This is a genomic window from Loktanella sp. DJP18 (genome assembly GCF_049310965.1).
In the GTDB taxonomy this organism is placed as follows: Bacteria; Pseudomonadota; Alphaproteobacteria; order Rhodobacterales; family Rhodobacteraceae; genus Loktanella.
Genome location: NZ_JBMERN010000077.1, coordinates 1 through 17,312, shown reverse-complemented (window position 1 = coordinate 17,312; position 17,312 = coordinate 1). Strand labels below are relative to the sequence as shown.

At 61.3% G+C, this 17,312-nt stretch carries 15 protein-coding genes; 2 read left to right on the top strand and 13 right to left on the bottom strand.

Going from position 1 to position 17,312, the window contains the following annotated elements; all coding sequences use genetic code 11:
- Window positions 1–409 precede the first annotated feature (409 nt).
- On the top strand, window positions 410–2,500 hold the full coding sequence (locus tag ACOI1H_RS17615) for a UPF0149 family protein (protein ID WP_422439149.1): 2,091 nt from the start codon (window positions 410–412) through the stop codon (window positions 2,498–2,500).
- 90 nt (window positions 2,501–2,590) lie between these two features.
- Here ACOI1H_RS17615 and ACOI1H_RS17610 read toward each other — a convergent pair whose 3' ends face one another.
- The 5 genes from ACOI1H_RS17610 to ACOI1H_RS17590 form a co-directional block, all read right to left on the bottom strand.
- A complete protein-coding gene (locus ACOI1H_RS17610; RefSeq protein WP_422439148.1) occupies window positions 2,591–4,228 on the bottom strand; it encodes an FGGY-family carbohydrate kinase in 1,638 nt (545 codons plus the stop codon).
- Between the two features lie 29 nt (window positions 4,229–4,257).
- Window positions 4,258–4,986: an SDR family oxidoreductase gene (locus ACOI1H_RS17605; protein ID WP_422439147.1), complete on the bottom strand. Its 729-nt coding sequence runs from the start codon at window positions 4,984–4,986 to the stop codon at window positions 4,258–4,260.
- 19 nt (window positions 4,987–5,005) lie between these two features.
- The gene (locus ACOI1H_RS17600) at window positions 5,006–6,262 is read right to left on the bottom strand and encodes a sugar ABC transporter permease (RefSeq protein ID WP_422439146.1); all 1,257 of its coding nucleotides are present in this window, start codon (window positions 6,260–6,262) and stop codon (window positions 5,006–5,008) included.
- Window positions 6,262–7,065, bottom strand: a complete 804-nt coding sequence (locus tag ACOI1H_RS17595; RefSeq protein WP_422439145.1) for an ATP-binding cassette domain-containing protein — start codon at window positions 7,063–7,065, stop codon at window positions 6,262–6,264. The genes ACOI1H_RS17600 and ACOI1H_RS17595 overlap by 1 nt, the downstream gene beginning before the upstream one ends.
- 65 nt (window positions 7,066–7,130) lie before the next feature.
- On the bottom strand, window positions 7,131–8,171 hold the full coding sequence (locus ACOI1H_RS17590) for a sugar ABC transporter substrate-binding protein (protein ID WP_422439144.1): 1,041 nt from the start codon (window positions 8,169–8,171) through the stop codon (window positions 7,131–7,133).
- Between ACOI1H_RS17590 and ACOI1H_RS17585 the strand changes: the two genes are divergently transcribed.
- A complete protein-coding gene (locus ACOI1H_RS17585) occupies window positions 8,153–9,391 on the top strand; it encodes a LacI family DNA-binding transcriptional regulator (RefSeq protein ID WP_422439143.1) in 1,239 nt (412 codons plus the stop codon). The two genes, ACOI1H_RS17590 and ACOI1H_RS17585, sit on opposite strands and share 19 nt — an antisense overlap.
- 434 nt (window positions 9,392–9,825) lie before the next feature.
- On the opposite strand, the gene ACOI1H_RS17580 is transcribed toward ACOI1H_RS17585, so the two are convergent.
- From ACOI1H_RS17580 to ACOI1H_RS17545, 8 genes are read right to left on the bottom strand one after another with little or no spacing between them, the layout of a single operon-like run.
- Entirely contained in the window at window positions 9,826–10,767 is a 942-nt protein-coding gene (locus tag ACOI1H_RS17580) for an ATPase, T2SS/T4P/T4SS family (protein ID WP_422439142.1), read from the bottom strand.
- Between the two features lie 59 nt (window positions 10,768–10,826).
- The gene (locus ACOI1H_RS17575; protein WP_422439141.1) at window positions 10,827–12,137 is read right to left on the bottom strand and encodes a TrbI/VirB10 family protein; all 1,311 of its coding nucleotides are present in this window, start codon (window positions 12,135–12,137) and stop codon (window positions 10,827–10,829) included.
- Window positions 12,130–12,831 (bottom strand): TrbG/VirB9 family P-type conjugative transfer protein, encoded by a 702-nt coding sequence (locus ACOI1H_RS17570; RefSeq protein WP_422439140.1) that lies wholly within the window; start codon window positions 12,829–12,831, stop codon window positions 12,130–12,132. Before ACOI1H_RS17570 ends, ACOI1H_RS17575 begins: the two co-directional genes overlap by 8 nt.
- Complete coding sequence (locus ACOI1H_RS17565; RefSeq protein WP_422439139.1) at window positions 12,828–13,583, bottom strand: virB8 family protein; 756 nt, start codon at window positions 13,581–13,583, stop codon at window positions 12,828–12,830. Before ACOI1H_RS17565 ends, ACOI1H_RS17570 begins: the two co-directional genes overlap by 4 nt.
- Window positions 13,584–13,616: 33 nt before the next feature.
- Window positions 13,617–14,693, bottom strand: coding sequence for a type IV secretion system protein (locus ACOI1H_RS17560; protein ID WP_422439138.1), 1,077 nt, complete (start codon window positions 14,691–14,693; stop codon window positions 13,617–13,619).
- Between the two features lie 4 nt (window positions 14,694–14,697).
- The gene (locus ACOI1H_RS17555; protein ID WP_422439137.1) at window positions 14,698–15,255 is read right to left on the bottom strand and encodes a hypothetical protein; all 558 of its coding nucleotides are present in this window, start codon (window positions 15,253–15,255) and stop codon (window positions 14,698–14,700) included.
- Window positions 15,256–15,272: 17 nt separating this feature from the next.
- Window positions 15,273–16,058 (bottom strand): type IV secretion system protein, encoded by a 786-nt coding sequence (locus ACOI1H_RS17550; RefSeq protein WP_422439136.1) that lies wholly within the window; start codon window positions 16,056–16,058, stop codon window positions 15,273–15,275.
- Window positions 16,055–17,170: a lytic transglycosylase domain-containing protein gene (locus tag ACOI1H_RS17545; RefSeq protein ID WP_422439135.1), complete on the bottom strand. Its 1,116-nt coding sequence runs from the start codon at window positions 17,168–17,170 to the stop codon at window positions 16,055–16,057. Before ACOI1H_RS17545 ends, ACOI1H_RS17550 begins: the two co-directional genes overlap by 4 nt.
- Window positions 17,171–17,312 lie beyond the last annotated feature (142 nt).

The window sequence follows — 17,312 nt, the reverse complement described above, 5'->3', positions numbered from 1 at the left end:
CCATGAACAGCGCCAAAAGCCAGTTAAGGCAAGAAAGCGGCCCGAAGGCCGCCTGATCCGGGTCCTTCGGCTGTGGTCATCGCCCAACTAGATCGACGAAGCGATAAACTGTTTTGCGTGTGAAGAACTGCCGGTCGACCGTCGTATCAGTCAAGGCATACCAGTTCTGGAGGACGTAACCGCTTATCGCCGTCTCCGGTAGGACCGGCGTTGGTCTGCGTCCGTCTCTCTTACGGGTCGTATCGAGATGCCGTTGCGAAAAGGATGACAGATCAACTCCAACGTTTCGTGTCGGAGTTGATGATCGCTTTTCATGTCTTCACAATGGTCGCGGGGGAGTGGCGATAGCTTTGTCGCCATCTGCAATCCGGGCCTTTATCCGCCGTCCCGAATCGATAAGATTGCCTGCATGAGACAGAACATACTTCAGGCGTGTATCGCAGAACGACCCGGGCAGGGGGGTGACCACCTGGTCTATCGGTGGGCTGACTTTTGGGCGCCGCGCATTGCATCAAATCGTCATGCGGTATCCGGTCTTCTCGCGCTGATGGATGACGAGCCGGACCTCCCAGATGACCTGCTTGCGCTCTTCAGTGCTGTTCTTGCCGCCATGCGCATGAACCGCGAGAATCGCGAAGCGGATGCGCAGAACATTTTTGTGGTCCTGGATGGCTGGGTTGAAGTGAAAGCGGCATCGCACAGTTTTGACAACCGACAAAAGGTGGGACTGTGCCGGGCGTTCATTGAGGCCGGTCTGGAGCCTCCCGATGGGATCCGGTTCAGTCCCGACGTCGCCGCTGACGATGCAGACATCGCGATCATGGACATGCCCGATATTGCAGCGTTGATGCGTGACCTGATCCCGGACAATGTCACGGGCTATCCGGCGTACATGATCTTGCGGGAAGCGATTGGGTCAATGCCCCGGCCCGCGGCGGTCTTCCTGGTCACGCAAATGGTGACGCAGGGCATCCCAAAGCTTGTTTCGGTCGGACGCTTTTTTTTGCTCGATCCTGTGGGCGAGATGCGCACCGCCGCGGCCTTGGGGTTCGCCGATCTCGCGCAGGCGGGCGGCGTGGATGCAGGGGTGCTCTCCGATCTGATCCAGCTGCGCAAATGGATCCCGGATCCGGACACCAAGGCGATCCTGGATCGTGGAATCAAGGAGGCGCTCCGGCGCGAACCATCCGGTGGGTCTGTCCCCCGGTCATGGACACTTCATCGACTGGTGTCGTCACTGCCCGATGGCACCGGCAGTCAGAGCATCCTGGCGAGCGTCAGCATGGGCAGCCAAAAGTGCATTGCAGCACTTCTGCTCAAGACCGGTCACGGCATCAAGGACGCCTATGCCATCCCCTGCAGCAGTGCCAGCGATCAGCGGCGCACGCTCGCTGAAATCGAAGAGTCGATGCCAATGCACGATGTGCCGGCGGATTATCTGTCCGCTGCACTGGCCGCAGCAATGGGCGAGGGTCTCGCCGCTGACCTGCCCCCCGCACCAGGTTTTCTGGATGTGGCAGAGATGCTCGGACTACGCGATATCGCGCCATATGATATCTCTGCAGGGTCGATGACCGACATCGCCGATCCGGACGCCCGGTTGGCCGGCCTGTCCGCGGCCAAACGCGGACAGCTCATTAACCGCAGCATCTCGTGGGTGCGCGACCACGAGATATCGTCGAGCTGGTTTGTCAGCGATGCGGAGCTCTCATCAGCTTTGGAGGAGGTCAGAACCGAGCGTCAGGCGACGCAGGCGGTCTGGGCGCATCTGGAAACGCAACGCGGCTTCTGGTCATCGCTCTTCGCACGGTCGGCCGCAATTTTGCGCCATGGTGATGGCGATGCGTGGCTTGAGTTCGCGGCCGTCGCGAACGGTCTGGACACCGGCCGGGCGCTCAAAAAAATACCCATTTTTGAGATGATTGTCGCGCTGACGCTGGATGTCGCAGAACAGGGTGACGGGTTGCATTCTGGGGGTGAATCCTCGCTGGACGATCTCGAAACCGACGACGACATGGGTCCTGACATCGCGCCTGAATCAAAAGGCGAGTTGGAGCGCCTGCTCCGCAAAACCCTCCTCAGTCCGGATCTGATTGATGGGTATCTGACGGCCGTGATCGTAGCGCCGCGGTTCGTCACACCAACGGACTGGCTGCCGCCACTGTTTGATGGCATCGCGTTTCCCGGCGGCAACAAAGTACAGCGCGTGCTCGACATCATCATGCTGCGATACGGTGTCATTCAGGACAGTGCATTCGACGGTGACATCGGATCGGGTCTCAGGACACGCGTGGCAGAGCGGTTCAAAGACTGGCTCGCCGGCTTTGCCCTCGCCAGTACGATCTCAGCCGCCTGGCCGAAGCGCGGGCTCTCGAAGGATGATCAGAAAATCCTGAAGCTGATCAGGGAAGGGGGACAGGATGACAACGTCCAGTCCACGTTGAAGCCTCTGTTGCCCGGTTGGCTCGCCGGCATGGCAGCTAGGGCGGTTGATGGGTGAGATTCTGCCTTAATATGTGCTGATCCGAATCCGCTCCAAAGCCCGCGGGCTCCTATAACCGCAATCTGCCGTCAGCCACCTCGGACGCTGCTATTTCCTTCCGACGTCTCCGGGATTTCCCACAATACGACGCGCCACCGATTGAAGCTGCTCGAAGATGCCGAACCGCGTCTCGTGCAAATTTTGAACTGCTCCACCCTGTGGCTGAAACTTTTCGGCGAACGACGACATCCCGGACATGGCAGCAGGAATGTCCGGATGAATTCCTGCAGCGACACCTCCAAGGATTGCAGCACCAAGCAGCACCGGCTCTTCCGTTTCCGGAGATGTGAGTTCGACACCAGTCGCATCGGCCAGGATCTGGCGCACGAGAGCGCTGCGACCGGCCCCGCCACTGATGATGATCCGCTCCACCGGTGCGCCGGCGTCGGTCTGTGCGTCGATGATCTGGCGCAGGCCATAGCCAATCCCGCACAGGCCGGCGATATAAAGCGAGACGAGGCTGTCGAGGTCGCGCGCCATGCCGACGCCCGCGATGACGGCGCGGGTATCTGGTTCGGCAAAGGGTGCGCGGTTGCCGAGGAATTCCGGCACTACATGGAGTTTGCCCGCAAGTCGCGCGGCATCATGTGACCCGGCCAGCAGGTGCTCTGCCCGCCGGGCCAGCCAGGCGGGGAGCGACAGACCGGCCTCGCCGGCCAGACCCGCTGCCTCGGAGGCCATGGGATGATGCAGCAGCAACTGCTCGATCGCGGCACCGGCCGCCGATTGACCGCCCTCATTCAGCCAGAGACCGGGCACCATCGCCGAATAATAGGGTCCCCAGACTCCCGGCACGAAGACGGGCTCGGCCGTGCTGGTCATCGTGCAGGACGACGTGCCGAAGACGTAGGCCATGTTGGCGGTCGCCCCGCCGCCGCCCATCGCACCGACAGACCCAATGCCGCCTGCATGGGCATCAATCAGGCCCGCACCGACGGGCGTCCCGGCCGCCAACCCGAAATCATCGGCCGCTGATGCGGTCAGGCCGGTTGCAAGCATGGTGCCGGCCGGAACGATGTCCGTTCCGATGCGGTGAAAGCCGTCGTCCGCCAGATCGCCCAGACCGATTGTCTGGAAAAAGTCCGCATCCCAACGGCCTTCGTGCGCCAGATAGGTCCACTTGCAGGTGACTGTGCAGACCGAGCGGGCCAGATCGCCTGTGGCCCGCCATGTCAGGTAGTCCGTCAGGTCCATAAACTGCCATGCCGCGTCATAGATCTCAGGACGGTTCTCCTTCAGCCACAAGAGCTTCGGCGTTTCCATCTCGGGAGATATGCGTCCGCCCACGTAGTCGAGGACGCGGTGGCCAGTCGCGTTGATGCGCTCTGCCTGATCCAGCGCACGATGGTCCATCCAGACCATGATGTTCCGCTCTGGATGAGAGCGGTCGCCAACCGGAAGCGGCGCACCATCCGGGCCAAGCACGACCAGCGAACAGGTCGCGTCAAAGCCGATGCCGCGGATGTCCCCTCCCGCGACGCCAGCCTTGGCGACGGCCCCGCGTACCGCCTGCGCGACGGCCTGCCAGATCTCCTCGCTCGATTGCTCGACCGTATCGCCGTCGCGGTGCATACCAATGGCGCAGCTGTCGGTGCCGACCAGCCCGCCGTCGGTTGTGAAAACGCCGGCGCGCGCACTTCCGGTGCCGACGTCGACTCCAAGCAGATAGCCGTCGGCGTTGTTCATGCTTTGGGTCATTCCGGTCCCCTGTCCAGTCACAGGTCGACGCTGTTGGGCAGGATGACCATGTCCCGGATCACGACGCCGCGGGGGCGGGTCAGCATGAACAGGACAGCCTCGGCCACCTCGCGCGGTTGCATCAATGATCCGTTGGCGAGCGCCTCCTCCATCTTTTCCGTCGGCCAGTCGTCCAGCAAAGCCGTGACGACTGGCCCCGGGAGGACGGCACCCATGCGGATGCCGTATTGGGACACCTGTCGGCGTGTCGCGTGCAGAAATGCCTGCACGGCGAATTTCGAGGCGGTATAGATCGGTTCCCACACCACGGGGACCACACCGGCGACGGAACTGGTAAAGATGACGTCGCCGTTCTTGCGATCGATCATGCCGGGCAGGACCGCCTGAACGCTGCGAAAGGCTGCGTTGATGTTCAGGTTCAGCATTCGATCCCAGACATCGGGGTCGCCCTCTGCCGCCGCGCCGCCGACATAGGCCCCGGCATTCGCATGGAAAATGTCGAGCGGGCCGACCAGCGCCTCGATATGGGGGACCATGCCGCTGACCTGCGGCCCGTCCAGCAGGTCGATCACCAGCGGCTTGGCGGCATCGCCCAGCTCTTCGCACAGGGCGTGCAGGCGGTCGGCGGCGCGGTCGATTAGGACGACTTGCGCGCCTTCCTCGATCAGGATGCGGGCGCATTCCAGCCCGATCCCCGATGCGGCCCCGGTGATGGCGGCTGTCTTGTTGTCCATGCGGTTTGTCATGTTGTGTCTTTCTGTGGATTTACGCACGGCCATGGCTGGCGCGGGACCGGCGGGCAAGTGAGTCGACAATGACGGCGATGGCAAGCACGGCACCGGTGATCATGTAGCGCAGCGAGGAGCTGAGGTTCAGCAAGGTCAGCCCGTTCGAGATTGCCATGATGACCAGCACGCCCAGCAGCGCCGACCACGCCGACCCGCGCCCGCCGAACAGGGACGTGCCCCCTATCACGGCAGCCGCGATGGCGTTCAGGTTCACGTCGCCGGACCCCGCTTGCTGGCTGGCCGAGGCGAGGCGGGCGGCGGCAAAGACACCGCCAAGTGCCGCGAAAGTCGAGCAGACGACGAAGGCCGACATGCGGATGCGGCGCACATTGATGCCGGACCGGCGTGCGGCCTCTGCGTTGCCGCCGACGGCGAACATTGACCGGCCCCACTGGGTGCGCACCAGCGCATAGTCCAGTAGGACTACGAACAGCACGAAGACGCCGAACATCCATGGCACGCCGCGGCTGAGTTCAAGGTAATAGACCGCGAAGACCAGTCCGAGCGTCAGGACGACCGCCTTGGCGATCGCGACGCTCATACCGGCAGAGGATAGGTTCGCTGCCGTGCGCTGTGCGTTGGTGCGTATTGCGCCCACAACGATCACCACGCCCGGTAGCACGGCGACCAGATAGGACAGCCACGCCGGCATGATCAGGATCTGTCCGAACCGCACCAGCGGCGAGGTGAAAGGCAGGTTGATCGATCCCGTCGGACCGAGAATGTAAAGTTGCAGGCCCAGCAGCGCGAGCAGGCCTGAGAGCGTTGCGACAAAGCTCGGCATCTCGAACCGGTTGCGCAGGACGCCGTAGACCACGCCGACAAGCGCTCCCATGGCGAGCGACCCCGCGATAGCGACCGCCAGCGGCAGGCCCGTGTTGATCCACAGCACACCGATGATGGCGGAGGACAGACCGCTCATCGATCCGATGGACAGATCGATTTCGCCCAGCAGCAGGACGCAGACGACGCCAAGGGCGATGAAACCGACGGCAGCGGCGTCGAACAACACGTTGACGAGGTTGGCGGGCGCGAGGAACACCGGGTTCAGAAGGCTGAATGCGATGGAAATCAGCACGAGGCCGATGACGACCGGCAGCATACCCAGATCTCCGGAACTGACCCGGTCGATGAAGCCGCGGAGGGCACCGGACAGGCCGGTATCGTGGCGGACGCGGCTGTCGCCTTGGTCAAGCCGGGCGCCGGTGGCCTTGGTTTGAATATCTTGTGACATCAGCCCTGATCCACTTCTTCGAGTTTGCGTGCAGCACGGCGCGAGACGGAGTTTTCATTCGCCCCAGTGATCGCTGCGACCAGTTCCTGATGCGAGGTCTCTGCGGTATAGACGCCATTGTTGCGGCCCAGACGCAGCACAACGATGCGGTCGGCAACCGCGCGGACGTCTTCCATGTTGTGCGAGATCAAGATCACCCCGTGACCGCGGGCGCGCACCCGTTCGATCAGGTTCAGCACCTCTGCGGTCTGGGCGACACCCAGTGCGGCGGTCGGTTCGTCCAGCATGATGATCTGCGGCTCCAGCAGTAGCGACCGCGCGATGGCGACGGTCTGGCGCTGGCCACCGGACAGGGACGCGATGGGTTCGCGCACCGACGGGATGCGTGCTGCGAGTTCCTGCAAAAGGGTCCAGGCGCGGACTTCCATCTGCACCTCGTCCATCCGCCACGGTGAGATTTCGTGCCCAAGGAAGAGGTTGGCGACAACGTCAAGGTTCTCGCACAGGGCAAGGTCTTGAAAAACCGTGGCGATCCCCAGTTCCAGTGCTTTGCCGGGGGTGTCGAGGCTGACGGGCTTACCCTGCACTTCGATCTTGCCAGACGTCGGCTGATGCACCCCGGCCAAGACCTTGACCAGCGTAGATTTCCCGGCCCCGTTGTCACCGACGAGGGCCACGACTTCGCCCGCATGCACATCGAGGTCGATATCCTCCAGCGCCGTCACGGCGCCGAATTTCTTGCCCACGCCCCGCAGGCGCAGGATCAGCTCGCCGGGCGCGTGCGCGGCAGTTGTCTGTTCCATGACTTTCCCCCCTCCCAAGGATACCAGATGCGGCGCACGTATCGCGCCGCATCCTGTAATGTCTCTTACTGCGTGATGCCCATCGTCTTGCACGCCTCGGCATATTCACCAGTGCAGACCTCTTCCGGCGTCTGGATCCCCTTGTCGAAGATCTCTGCCTTGATGTTCTCCTGCGTCACGACTGCGGGCACGAATAGTTGCGAGGGCGTGTCATAGAGGGTCGAGGTTGCCTCTGGCGTACCGCCGTCCAGCAGTGTCCGGACGACCTTGGCTGCGGCCTCGGCCACGATTTCCGACGGTTTGGAGATCGTGTTGTACTGGTCGCCCGCGATGATCAGCTGCAGCGCCGCGATGGTCGCGTCGTTGCCAGTGACGGGGGGCAAGGGGTCGACGCCCGCGGCCTTCAGCGCAGCAATTGCTCCACCGCCGGTGCCGTCGTTCGCCGCCACGATCCCCTTGATGTCACCGCCAAAGCGCGTGATCTGGCCTGCGGTCCATTCCTGCGCTTCGGGCGGTGCCCAGTCCGGTGTGTCGAATTCGGACAGGGTCGTGTAGACCGACCCGTCCAGCGCCCGGTCGATGCCGTCGCGGATCAGGCCTGCGGCTGCGTCCGTGGGCGAGCCGTTGATCTGCAGCACGCCGGCACCGTCCGCCACGCCCGTCGCCTTCAGGTGATCGACCAGCGACTGCGCGATGGCATAACCGATGCCTTCGTTGTCGAACGAGACATAGAAGTCAGCAGGCGAATCCGGGATAGGACGGTCGTAGGCGATGACCTTCACGTCCTGGCTGTGGGCAATTTCGACCAGTGCGGCGGCCGCCGCCGAGTCGACCGGGTCCAGGACGACGACCTTGGCCCCCTGTGCGATCACCGAATTGAACTGCTGCTGCTGCAGCGCGACGTCGCCGTTGGCGTTCTGATAGACCAGCTGGCAGTCGGGGCATTCCGTCTTCATCGCGGCCTGAAACCCCGGCCAGTCATGCTCCTCGTAGCGCGTCGATGCCTGGTCGGGCATCAGGAATGCGACAGTCTGCGCCGCGGCTGCATTGGCGCAGAATGCCACGGCCAGCGCCGACGCGGCCGTCAATGTCATTGAAGTCTTCATGTGATATCTCCTCAGATCCCATTTTGCACATCGCTGCTGCACAGGATCGCGGCGAGGGTGCCAGATCACGCGACCTGCAGCCCCCAACGTTATCCTTGGCATCCTCCCAGCGGATCAGCTCCGCGATGTCGTCGATTGATTCGTTGCACAATCGATTGTGCAATCTTGCTGCATCGATTGAACTCGGTCAAGATGTCTTTCGTGACACCATTGGAGGCGGGATGCGCAACGACGCGAAGCGGACGACGATCTACGATATCGCGGCGGTGGCGGGAGCGTCTCCGAGCGCTGTCAGCGCGGTCCTCAACGGATCCTGGCAGAAACGCAGGCTCAGTAAGAGCCTGGCCGATCGCGTACTGCGCATCGCGGAACAGGAGGGGTATGCGGTCAACGCGCAGGCCAGTCTGCTGCGCCGCGAGCGGTCGCACATTATCGGCATGATCGTGCCAAAGTACGACAACCGCTATTTCGGCCACATCGCGGAGAAGTTCGAGGCGATGGCGAGGGACCGGAACCTGTTCCCCGTCGTGACCTGCACCCAGCGGGACCCCGACCTGGAATTCGAGGCCGCCAAGGAACTGGTGTCCTATCAGGCGGAATGCCTGATCTCGACCGGAGCGACCGACCCCGACCGGATATCGGCCTTCTGCAAGGCCTCCAGCGTGCAGTCGATCAACCTCGATCTGCCCGGAACGCTTGCGCCATCGATTATTTCGGACAACCACGCGGCGGCACGGGATCTGACCCACCTGATACTGGACCGCTGCACCAGCGATCTGGGCTGGACCGGACCGCTGCGCTTCGTCGGCGGCAGGCGCGAGGACCACAACACGTCGGCGCGAATCGCGGGGTTCGAAGCGGCGCATGCCGACCGCGGCATCACGATCCCGGAGGACCATATCATGGCGCAGGGCTATTCCGCGCAGTCAGCGCGATCGTTGCTGGATAATTTTGCGCCGGATGGTCCGACGGGCCTGTTCGTCAACTCGACAATTTCGCTGGAAGGCGTCGTGCAATGGCATGCAGGCCTTGGCGAAGCCAGAAAATGGGTCAGATACGGCTGTTTCGATTTCGATCCTTTCGGATCATTCCTTCCTGGAAATGTCGGCATGGTAGAACAGGATGTCATCCAAATGCTGAAAAAAGCATTCGAACTGGTTGGAATGAAGACTGATGCGAGTGAAAAAATTCTCGTTCCCTGTCGCCTTCTAGCATTTTGACGTGTTCGGTTCAGTAAGACGGACCGCATGCAAATCAGCGTAGAATGTCTGGAACAGCAATGGGATTTCTGCAAACTTCCCCCTTTAGAACGCAATCACGGCCTACGTTCCGACCGAGATGACGAATGCCGTAGTCGTATCGACCGGACTTTTGCAACCGCAGCGAACGGCCGGAAAGTCCGCATAGCGGCCCCAGACCGTCGCCCGAGCAACCGAGGGCGCACCAAAGGCAGACTGGGAACCTTGTGTCAGGTGACGAACACTACGATGAAAGCCAATGAATAAGTATGCCGATTCAAGTAGCTGCCAGTTTAGTCGCCATAACATCTCGCGGCATTGAACAAATGCCCCCAACGGCATCTCGCATTTCTGCATGATAACCTACGGACACTGGTCACGCAGGGCCGCTTGCATAGTGTAGCACCCGAAACCTGTCAGGCGCGATCTTTCGCTACTTCATCCAGCGGGGGCACGTAAATCTCTACGATGCCCCTCTCATTCCCGACCCGACCGGCTTGAATCACAAGGTCGATTGTCGAACGCAGATACCGCATGACTTCCGCATATTGCAGTTGCGTGCCCGTCCCCATCACCATCAGCGCCAACCGATCCATCGCCTTGCGGGCGGTCTGGGCGTGCAGGGTCGTGAACGATCCACCGTGGCCAGTATTGATCGCTTCCAGAAACGTCGCGGCCTCTGACCCGCGCAACTCGCCCACGATGATCCGGTCAGGGCGCAGACGCAGGGTCGCTTGCAGCAGTTTTTCCGCCGTGCGCGGGCTGGCCGGGGATCTGTCTGCAATCAGACTGACCACGTTGGGCTGGCGCGGCCGCAACTCGGAGGAATCCTCGATCGTCACCAGACGTTCGTGGTCGGGGATCAGGTAGAGCATACGCCGCCCCAATTCCGTTTTCCCGGTGGACGTGACGCCCGCGATCACGATGTTCAGCTCGAGCCGCAGCACTTCGTTCAGGAAATCGTCGACGCTACCGACCCGCGCAATGACCTCGATGTGACGCAGCTTTTCAATCCGTTCTTCATCTTGAGACGCCGTCACATCATCTCGCAAAAAAGAGAAAGTGCGCGGCTCGCCCGCATGGCCCGGTCTGAATATCCGAAACGACAGGACCGTGCCGTTGGCCGATGCGGGCGGGATCACCGCCTGGACGCGCAGCACCATTCCCGCGTGTTCGACCGACGTGGACAGGAGAGGCACTTTTTCCGTCAGCGCCACAGCACTTTCGTTCGCGCTTTGCTGTGCAATGTCCTTTGCGGCTTGCGGCGTAATGTCGTGGTGAGCGGCCCGCACCATCTGGGCCAAGCCCTGCCGTTCGACGTAGCATTGACCGTCACCATTGACGACGACCTCGATCACCGTTGGATCCTGAAAGAGAGGATCAAACGGCTTGAGATATTCCGCGAGGTAGGAGGACACTAGAACAGCTCCATGTCGTTCGTCACCATGACCATAATCACCGAGCCATGCTCAACCGTGATGATCGGCGCCAGTGACAGGTATTCTTCGATCACCGCACTGGCGTTGTCGCTGGCGTCCGTGCTGACGGCTTCCGCCAGGACCGCTTTTTGTTCGTCCTTGACGGTGGCCGCCGCGACGGCAGGGGCCGCGCTGAAGACTGATATCAGCGCCGCAGATCCGAACCGTTGAAGGAACCGGCTGTTGACCTTGCCCGTCAGACCAGACCGTCCCAGCCGATCCGAACCGTAGGCTTCAAGATCGACAACTTGACCGTTCGGGGTGACAACGCGGTCCCACGCAACCAGCACCCGCTTTTGACCAACGGCCACTTCGTTCGCGTAGCGCCCGAACATCTGCGACCCGCGCGGGATCAACACCCGGCTCATGTCGAACGACCAAATGTCGTAGGAGACCGTGCTTGTGATCGTGCCGGAGAGTTGCGAGTTGATGCCGGTGGTCAGTGTGGCCTCAATCACCGTGCCTTGCATGACGGTATTGGACGGCGCACCGATGATCCGCGATTGCGTTGGCGCAATCTTGTCCGACCCGGCCCGGATGAACGCCTCATCGCCGATATAGTCGCGCCCTTCGCTTTCCGTCCCGCTGCCTGACATGCCGTCGATGGGACTGGTGATCTGGGCTTGCCGAATGGATTCCGCTTCTGCCCGCCGCCGTTCGAGTTCCTGTCGCCGCGCCGCCTGTTCTTCAGCCATCATCTGTTCGGCCAGAGAGTCGTCGCTGGCCTGGTTCAGTTGCAGCAGCAGACCGGAGTTTTCCGCTTGAGTGCGCTCCAGGTCGCGGTTGAGCTGGTCACGCTCGTTGGCAAGATCCTGCACCTGGGCCGACCGTTCAGCCATGTCAGCCGCCAAGCCGTCGAGTTGCGCCTGTAGCGTTTCAAGCTGGGTCGTGTCGACCACAGGGGCGGCAGGTTCCTGATTGCGCGCTTCTTCCAGCGCGAGTTCCGCCGCCGCCAACCGCGCTTGCAAAGCAAGTTCCGTTTCGCTGGGACCAGTATCGGTCACAGGGAAGGCGGGGGCAGGGGCGATAACCGGCGTGAAACCGTCTGTTGCCTCACGCTGAAATTCGGAGGCATCCGACGTGTCGCGTTGCGGGATCGTCACCGCCCCATCGCGCCCTGACAGGTAGGCCACGCCAGCGCCGCCAGCGGCGAGCCCCGTCACCAAAGCCACGCCGATCAAAGCACCGGTGTTGGATTTTTTCTTAGCCCCCTTCAAGCGAGCAGCGCGGGTTGCCATGTCATCAGCCATTGGCCACTTTCTCACTCTGGATGCAGATATATTCGTCGCCGTATCGAATGACCCAGCGGTCAGACCGCGATCCGACTGTCACGCGCGTTCCATCCGTGCGCCCGTTGACGATGTATTCCCGACCTTGGGCGTCGGCGCGGTAGATGCTGGGGATCGGCGCGTCGGGGCTGAACGTGAAGTAGGTCCGTCTGCCGTCGTCAGAAACATTCACCGGATTGATCTGCGTATCCTTGGTGGCGGCAGAAATCACATAGGTCTGCGGTTTTCCCGCAGGCACCGAGGATTGCGCCGCTGCCGCCGTGCTTCCGGCTGGCGATTGAAAGCTGACCGAATAGTGCGGACGTGCCGAGGCGCTTTCGTGCAGTTCGACCAGATAGAACCGTTGGTTCGTGACGATCACGCCATTGGTCACGGCCCCCGCGATCACCGGCTTGACCAGAATGGCGTTGCCGCCGTCCGTGTCGGCAAACTGAAAACTTTCCGTGTCACCGGCTTTGAAATCCACAAAGCGTTCGCCCTGGGCCAGCGTGATCAGCGTGACCCGGCGCAGTTGGGTGTTGATCTTGTAAACCTGACCTTCCTGATAGATTGCGACAGCGCTCCGCGCATCGACCCGCATGGACTGGGGCGTTGTCTCCGCGAGGGCAGGGGTGGCAAGTGCCGCCAGCAGGGCGGCGCACAGCGGCTTGTTCATTCGCTCGTTCCTTCCGATGCGACACGGTATCCCGTGACCTGAAACCCGAACGGGTTCTGCCAAAGAAGCAGGTTGTTATCGACCGTGCTGGGATTGAAGTTGGTGGTGACGGTGGCGACGAAATCGCCGCGCTGAACCGGCGCGTTGGGACGCCGCAGCGTCTTGGTGAACCGGACTTGTGCCGTGTCGCTGTCGATCATCAGGACGTTGTTGATCGTCACATCGACCTTGCCGTCCACGCCGTAGCTTTCGGGAGGATAGCTGGAATTGCCCGGCGTCCAAAGCCGTTCGAGGGACTGGCGAACCGGGATCGCAGAGCGTTTGAACACCGACAGGATACGGTATTCATTGTCGTCCGCATCATAGGTTTCGCGGTCCATAACGTAGGCGTAGATCAGGCTCTCCACGACCGCCTGTTGCTGATCCACGCTGGCACGGTCCACACTGACGCCGCGCTCCGCGATGCCCGTGTCCTTGTCCACGATGGCGAGGTAGGCTTGGGTCTCGTTATGAGCCAGCCCGTAGCCCCCCATGCCGACCCCGGCCAGCCCCAGAACCAAGCCTGTGACGGCCCAGGCCCAGGCCCGCTTTTCCCGTTGGCGCATCCCGAGGATGGTTTCAGCAATGAAGTAGGACCCGCCCGCTTCACTGGCAGCAGCGACCGCTTTTTCCACGTCGGCGCGATCCTGCGGCGCGACCTTTGAAAGTGGGCTTTTGAGAATCTTTCTCTGTTCAGCAGTGAGCGAGGTCATGCAGTTCTCCAATCTGTGAGGTCGCGTTTGCGGTTAAGTTTTGGCTTTGGCCCGGAGGCGTTCATTGGACGCGCGGGCAAACTGCACGTCGCGCCGTCGCTGGACGAAACGACCAGCCGCATTGTCTGAAAGTTTCGCGCCGACGTTCGCCAGCTTCATGTCCATGGCCGATCCGAAGCGGCGGGTCTGGGCGGCACGCTGGGCAGTTTCGCCGCCTGTCGTGAAACCACTCGCGATCTGCGCCGCAGCACCTTTTCCAATTTCACCAGCTTTAATTGCGGGGCGACTGACAATGCTAAGCGCCTGCGGGGCGATGCCGCCGAGGTTCAGTTGCCCGGTGATGTTCGAGGCGACTTGCGGGATCGTCAGAAGACCGTAGATGCCGACGATAATGACAACGACCACACCCGTAATGCCAATTAGGGTCTCTTCGCTCTGTGCCAAAAACGCCCGTTCCGCCACCGTCGCCACGAACCCCATCACACCGGCAGCGGCGACCGGATACATGAAGTAGCCGATCAGCGACGACACCCATGCCTCAAAGAGAAATTGCGTCCGGTTCAGGCATGTTGCCGCAATGGCGAAGGGTGCCAGGCCGACCAGAATACCGATCATGATCTTGGCAAACCCTGCCACCAGAATGTAGGCAGCTTGCAGCAGGGCCAGCAGCAGATACATGATTGCACCAAGAAAGCCCCGCGCAATGGCGCTTTCAGCCCTAATCACCGATGAGGCTGTCTCCTGTGCCTGCGCGGAAAAGTTTTCTGCTTGATCAATCGACGAAGTAGCAGCACCGCCGTTAGCTGCCGAGAAAAGCGCAGTCACCAGACCATCACCCGTATTGGTCAGCGCGTCATAAATCACTTCAAAGTTGGCCCACGACAGCCCGAAGGTGAAGATCAGGACAATCCTAAGAACCAGTTGCGTCATATCTCCGGTCCGAGCTGTCACAACCCCAAGTGCTACAGCAACGCCAAAGACCATGAACGCCATGACGGCCAAGATCGTGATGACACCGCCGTAGCCGTTCGCCACAGCCACGAAGGTATCCTGTGCGGCACCGCCTACAGCGGTGTCGATAAAACCCATGATGTCTGCGACGATTGCCATTCAATTATTCCAGTTCGAGCAGCATGGTAATGTCGCACATGCGGTCATAATCGTTTTTGATTTGGTCGCGCATACGGACAGGAGTTATGGGATAAATCCGGTGGTTTTCGACACCTTCGGTCAAGGTATCAAAGGCCGCGACAGCGGCGGGCCAATCAGCTTTGAGCGCATCGCAGGTGCAGTCTTTGGTCTCGATCGCTTTGTCGTAGGCCATCCATTCGTAGATGAACGCTTTGGCTTGTCCGATGCTTGTTTCACGCCAATCATCCTTTGCCGTGAAATCGTGTGCGGGCTTGTAGTCCGGATGGTGACCGGAGCAGTTCGACACCTGACGCGGACGGCTTGCTTGGTCGGCGGCGACTTTTTCCGTAGGGATCGGCCAGCTAAATAAGCCCATTTCCATGGCCCGCGACTGGATCAGGTTCGCAAAGTCGTTCTGCGTGCTTTCGTCTTTCGGCACCAAGTAGCGCACGCCGTCGCGGGCTTCCGTCTGGAACCGCTGGGCCGCAACAGGGGAGGCCATTGCAGCGACAGCAGCACAGGTCAGCAGGAGGGTTTTCATGGTGGAGTTCCTTTCCATTAGTCCGACGTTTCCGATGGGGTCAGGTCGAGATATTTCTGTTCGTCCGCAAGCGTGGCCGCCGTCATGACACCGGCTTGACCGAGGCCGATGGTCTGGGCCGCTTCGAGCTGCCAGATGTTTGCCAGCGCCATGCCCATTTCGGCAGTCATGCGGGTGTTCAGGTCGATTGCGGCTTTCATGCCCTGCGTGTCGGGAATGTTGCCGGTCAGTTCTTCGATCCGTTCGAGACTTTTTCCAGCCGCCTCTTGCGAGGCTTCCGCAGCCACACCCATCATCGCGCCAGTGTTGCCCTGCACACCGATCCGCGCCGCCCCAGGATCTTCGCTGTTGGCGAGGTCCGTCATTTGCGTGGTCGAGGTGCCGGCGCTCGAAAATATCTGGCCGACAATGTCCGTGGTCGAACGTCCACCGATTTTCCCGCCCGCACCGATCGCACTCCAGTTGCCCGCCATGGCGTCCTGCAAGGACGCTTGCAGGTCAGGAATTTCCGGCAGCAAGTCTTTGAACCAGTCACCGGACAGCAGCAGCTTGCCTTCGGCAAAGCTGTCCGTCAGCGCCTTGTATTGATCTTCCATCAGCCGGATTTGCGCGATCAGCTTCAAGGTCTGGTCGTCCAGCTTGAGGTTCTGGGTCACCGCCTCATTCAGTTGCAACCGGGCTTCCGCCAACATCTGTTGCAGTTGGGCGATGGAGGACACGTCAATCGTCGGAACACCTTGCGCCGTGGCAGAGCCACCAGCCAGCGCGAGAGCCACGGCAACGGTCGAGAGCAGCTTGTTCATTCTGTGATCCCTTCAAAAAATTCACGGTCGCGGGCGTAGGCCGCAAAAAGCGTTCCATACTGCGCCCATTCCGCCTTGCGCTTCACCGCCAGCAGCCGGGTCAGGACACCGGCCATGCGCGTGACTTCCGCCTTGGCGTACCTGTTGAGGTCCATCGCTTCCTTGGCCGAGGCCGCAAGCGAGATACGCCGTAGAATCTCTTGCAGCCGCGAGAGCGACTGGATCAGAATTTCCTGGCTGTATCCGGCGTAGGACATGGCCGCGTCCGATATGTTCGACAGCTCAGAAATCGAAATATCTTCCAGCGCCAGTGTCCCGGTCTGGTCCGCACCGCTGATCTGTGCCGCATAGACGTTGTAGAAACCGCTGATCTTGACGACATAATCCTGCGTCTCTTTGTAGGGCGGGATGCCGTCGTATTTCATCACGGCACCGGGGCCAGCGTTGTAGGCTGCAAGCGCCAGCGGCATCGACTTGAACTTGCGGATTTGCTGCATCAGGTAGCGCGCCCCGCCGTCCAGTTGCAGTTGCGGATCTTCATAGTAAGCCGGGTAAATGCCGAGGTCTTTCGCCGTGCCAGGAATGATCTGCGTCAGGCCGAACGCCGCCTTTGGCGACCGCGCTCCGATCTGAAACCGGCTTTCCTGTTTGACCAGCGCCTGAAACCAGCAGCGAAACTCGACCGCGTTGATCCCGATAGCGGCCAGCGCCGGATCACTTCCGAACTTCACCGCTGTCTGGGCAATCATCGACTCGATCGTTCCCCGCGCGTCACCGAACAACCGCCCGGCATAAGGGTTGTTGTCATCGATTGCATAGACGGCACTGGCGACCATGCCGTCCAGGCCTTCAAGGTCCGTCGTCATACCCGAGGATCCGCGCAGCATATTAATCGTGTCCTGCAAGGCGGCGATCTGATCCGCCCGCGATCCGAGGTTCTGGGTCAGCGTGGCGCTGATCTGGGCTTGCTCAACCATCTGGGCCTGTTCGCCCGCGTTGATCGACTGCATTTGCACGATTGCAGACACATCGATTTCCGGCACGCCTTGCGCCACCACCCCCGAGGCGGTCAGCGCAAGCGCCATGGCGGGACCGCGCACCAGCTTACCCACCGATGGGGGCCCACTCGCAGCCCGTCGCCGGGACGTCAGACGCGGCAAATGACAGCGCATTCGAGGACCAGCAGTTTGTCTGGCGACCCTGATTTTCCGCGCAGGCCGACAAGCCAGCCAGAAGAATGAGAAGCAAAATTGC

Coding starts and splice junctions, on each gene's coding strand:
- ACOI1H_RS17610 (WP_422439148.1), bottom strand. CDS start 4,228: ATGAACAACGCCGACGGCTATCTGCTTGGAGTCGACGTCGGCACCGGA.
- ACOI1H_RS17590 (WP_422439144.1), bottom strand. CDS start 8,171: ATGAAGACTTCAATGACATTGACGGCCGCGTCGGCGCTGGCCGTGGCA.
- ACOI1H_RS17595 (WP_422439145.1), bottom strand. CDS start 7,065: ATGGAACAGACAACTGCCGCGCACGCGCCCGGCGAGCTGATCCTGCGC.
- ACOI1H_RS17575 (WP_422439141.1), bottom strand. CDS start 12,137: ATGGCTGATGACATGGCAACCCGCGCTGCTCGCTTGAAGGGGGCTAAG.
- ACOI1H_RS17570 (WP_422439140.1), bottom strand. CDS start 12,831: ATGAACAAGCCGCTGTGCGCCGCCCTGCTGGCGGCACTTGCCACCCCT.
- ACOI1H_RS17560 (WP_422439138.1), bottom strand. CDS start 14,693: ATGGCAATCGTCGCAGACATCATGGGTTTTATCGACACCGCTGTAGGC.
- ACOI1H_RS17615 (WP_422439149.1), top strand. CDS start 410: ATGAGACAGAACATACTTCAGGCGTGTATCGCAGAACGACCCGGGCAG.
- ACOI1H_RS17600 (WP_422439146.1), bottom strand. CDS start 6,262: ATGTCACAAGATATTCAAACCAAGGCCACCGGCGCCCGGCTTGACCAA.
- ACOI1H_RS17585 (WP_422439143.1), top strand. CDS start 8,153: ATGTCATTGAAGTCTTCATGTGATATCTCCTCAGATCCCATTTTGCAC.
- ACOI1H_RS17605 (WP_422439147.1), bottom strand. CDS start 4,986: ATGACAAACCGCATGGACAACAAGACAGCCGCCATCACCGGGGCCGCA.
- ACOI1H_RS17555 (WP_422439137.1), bottom strand. CDS start 15,255: ATGAAAACCCTCCTGCTGACCTGTGCTGCTGTCGCTGCAATGGCCTCC.
- ACOI1H_RS17565 (WP_422439139.1), bottom strand. CDS start 13,583: ATGACCTCGCTCACTGCTGAACAGAGAAAGATTCTCAAAAGCCCACTT.
- ACOI1H_RS17550 (WP_422439136.1), bottom strand. CDS start 16,058: ATGAACAAGCTGCTCTCGACCGTTGCCGTGGCTCTCGCGCTGGCTGGT.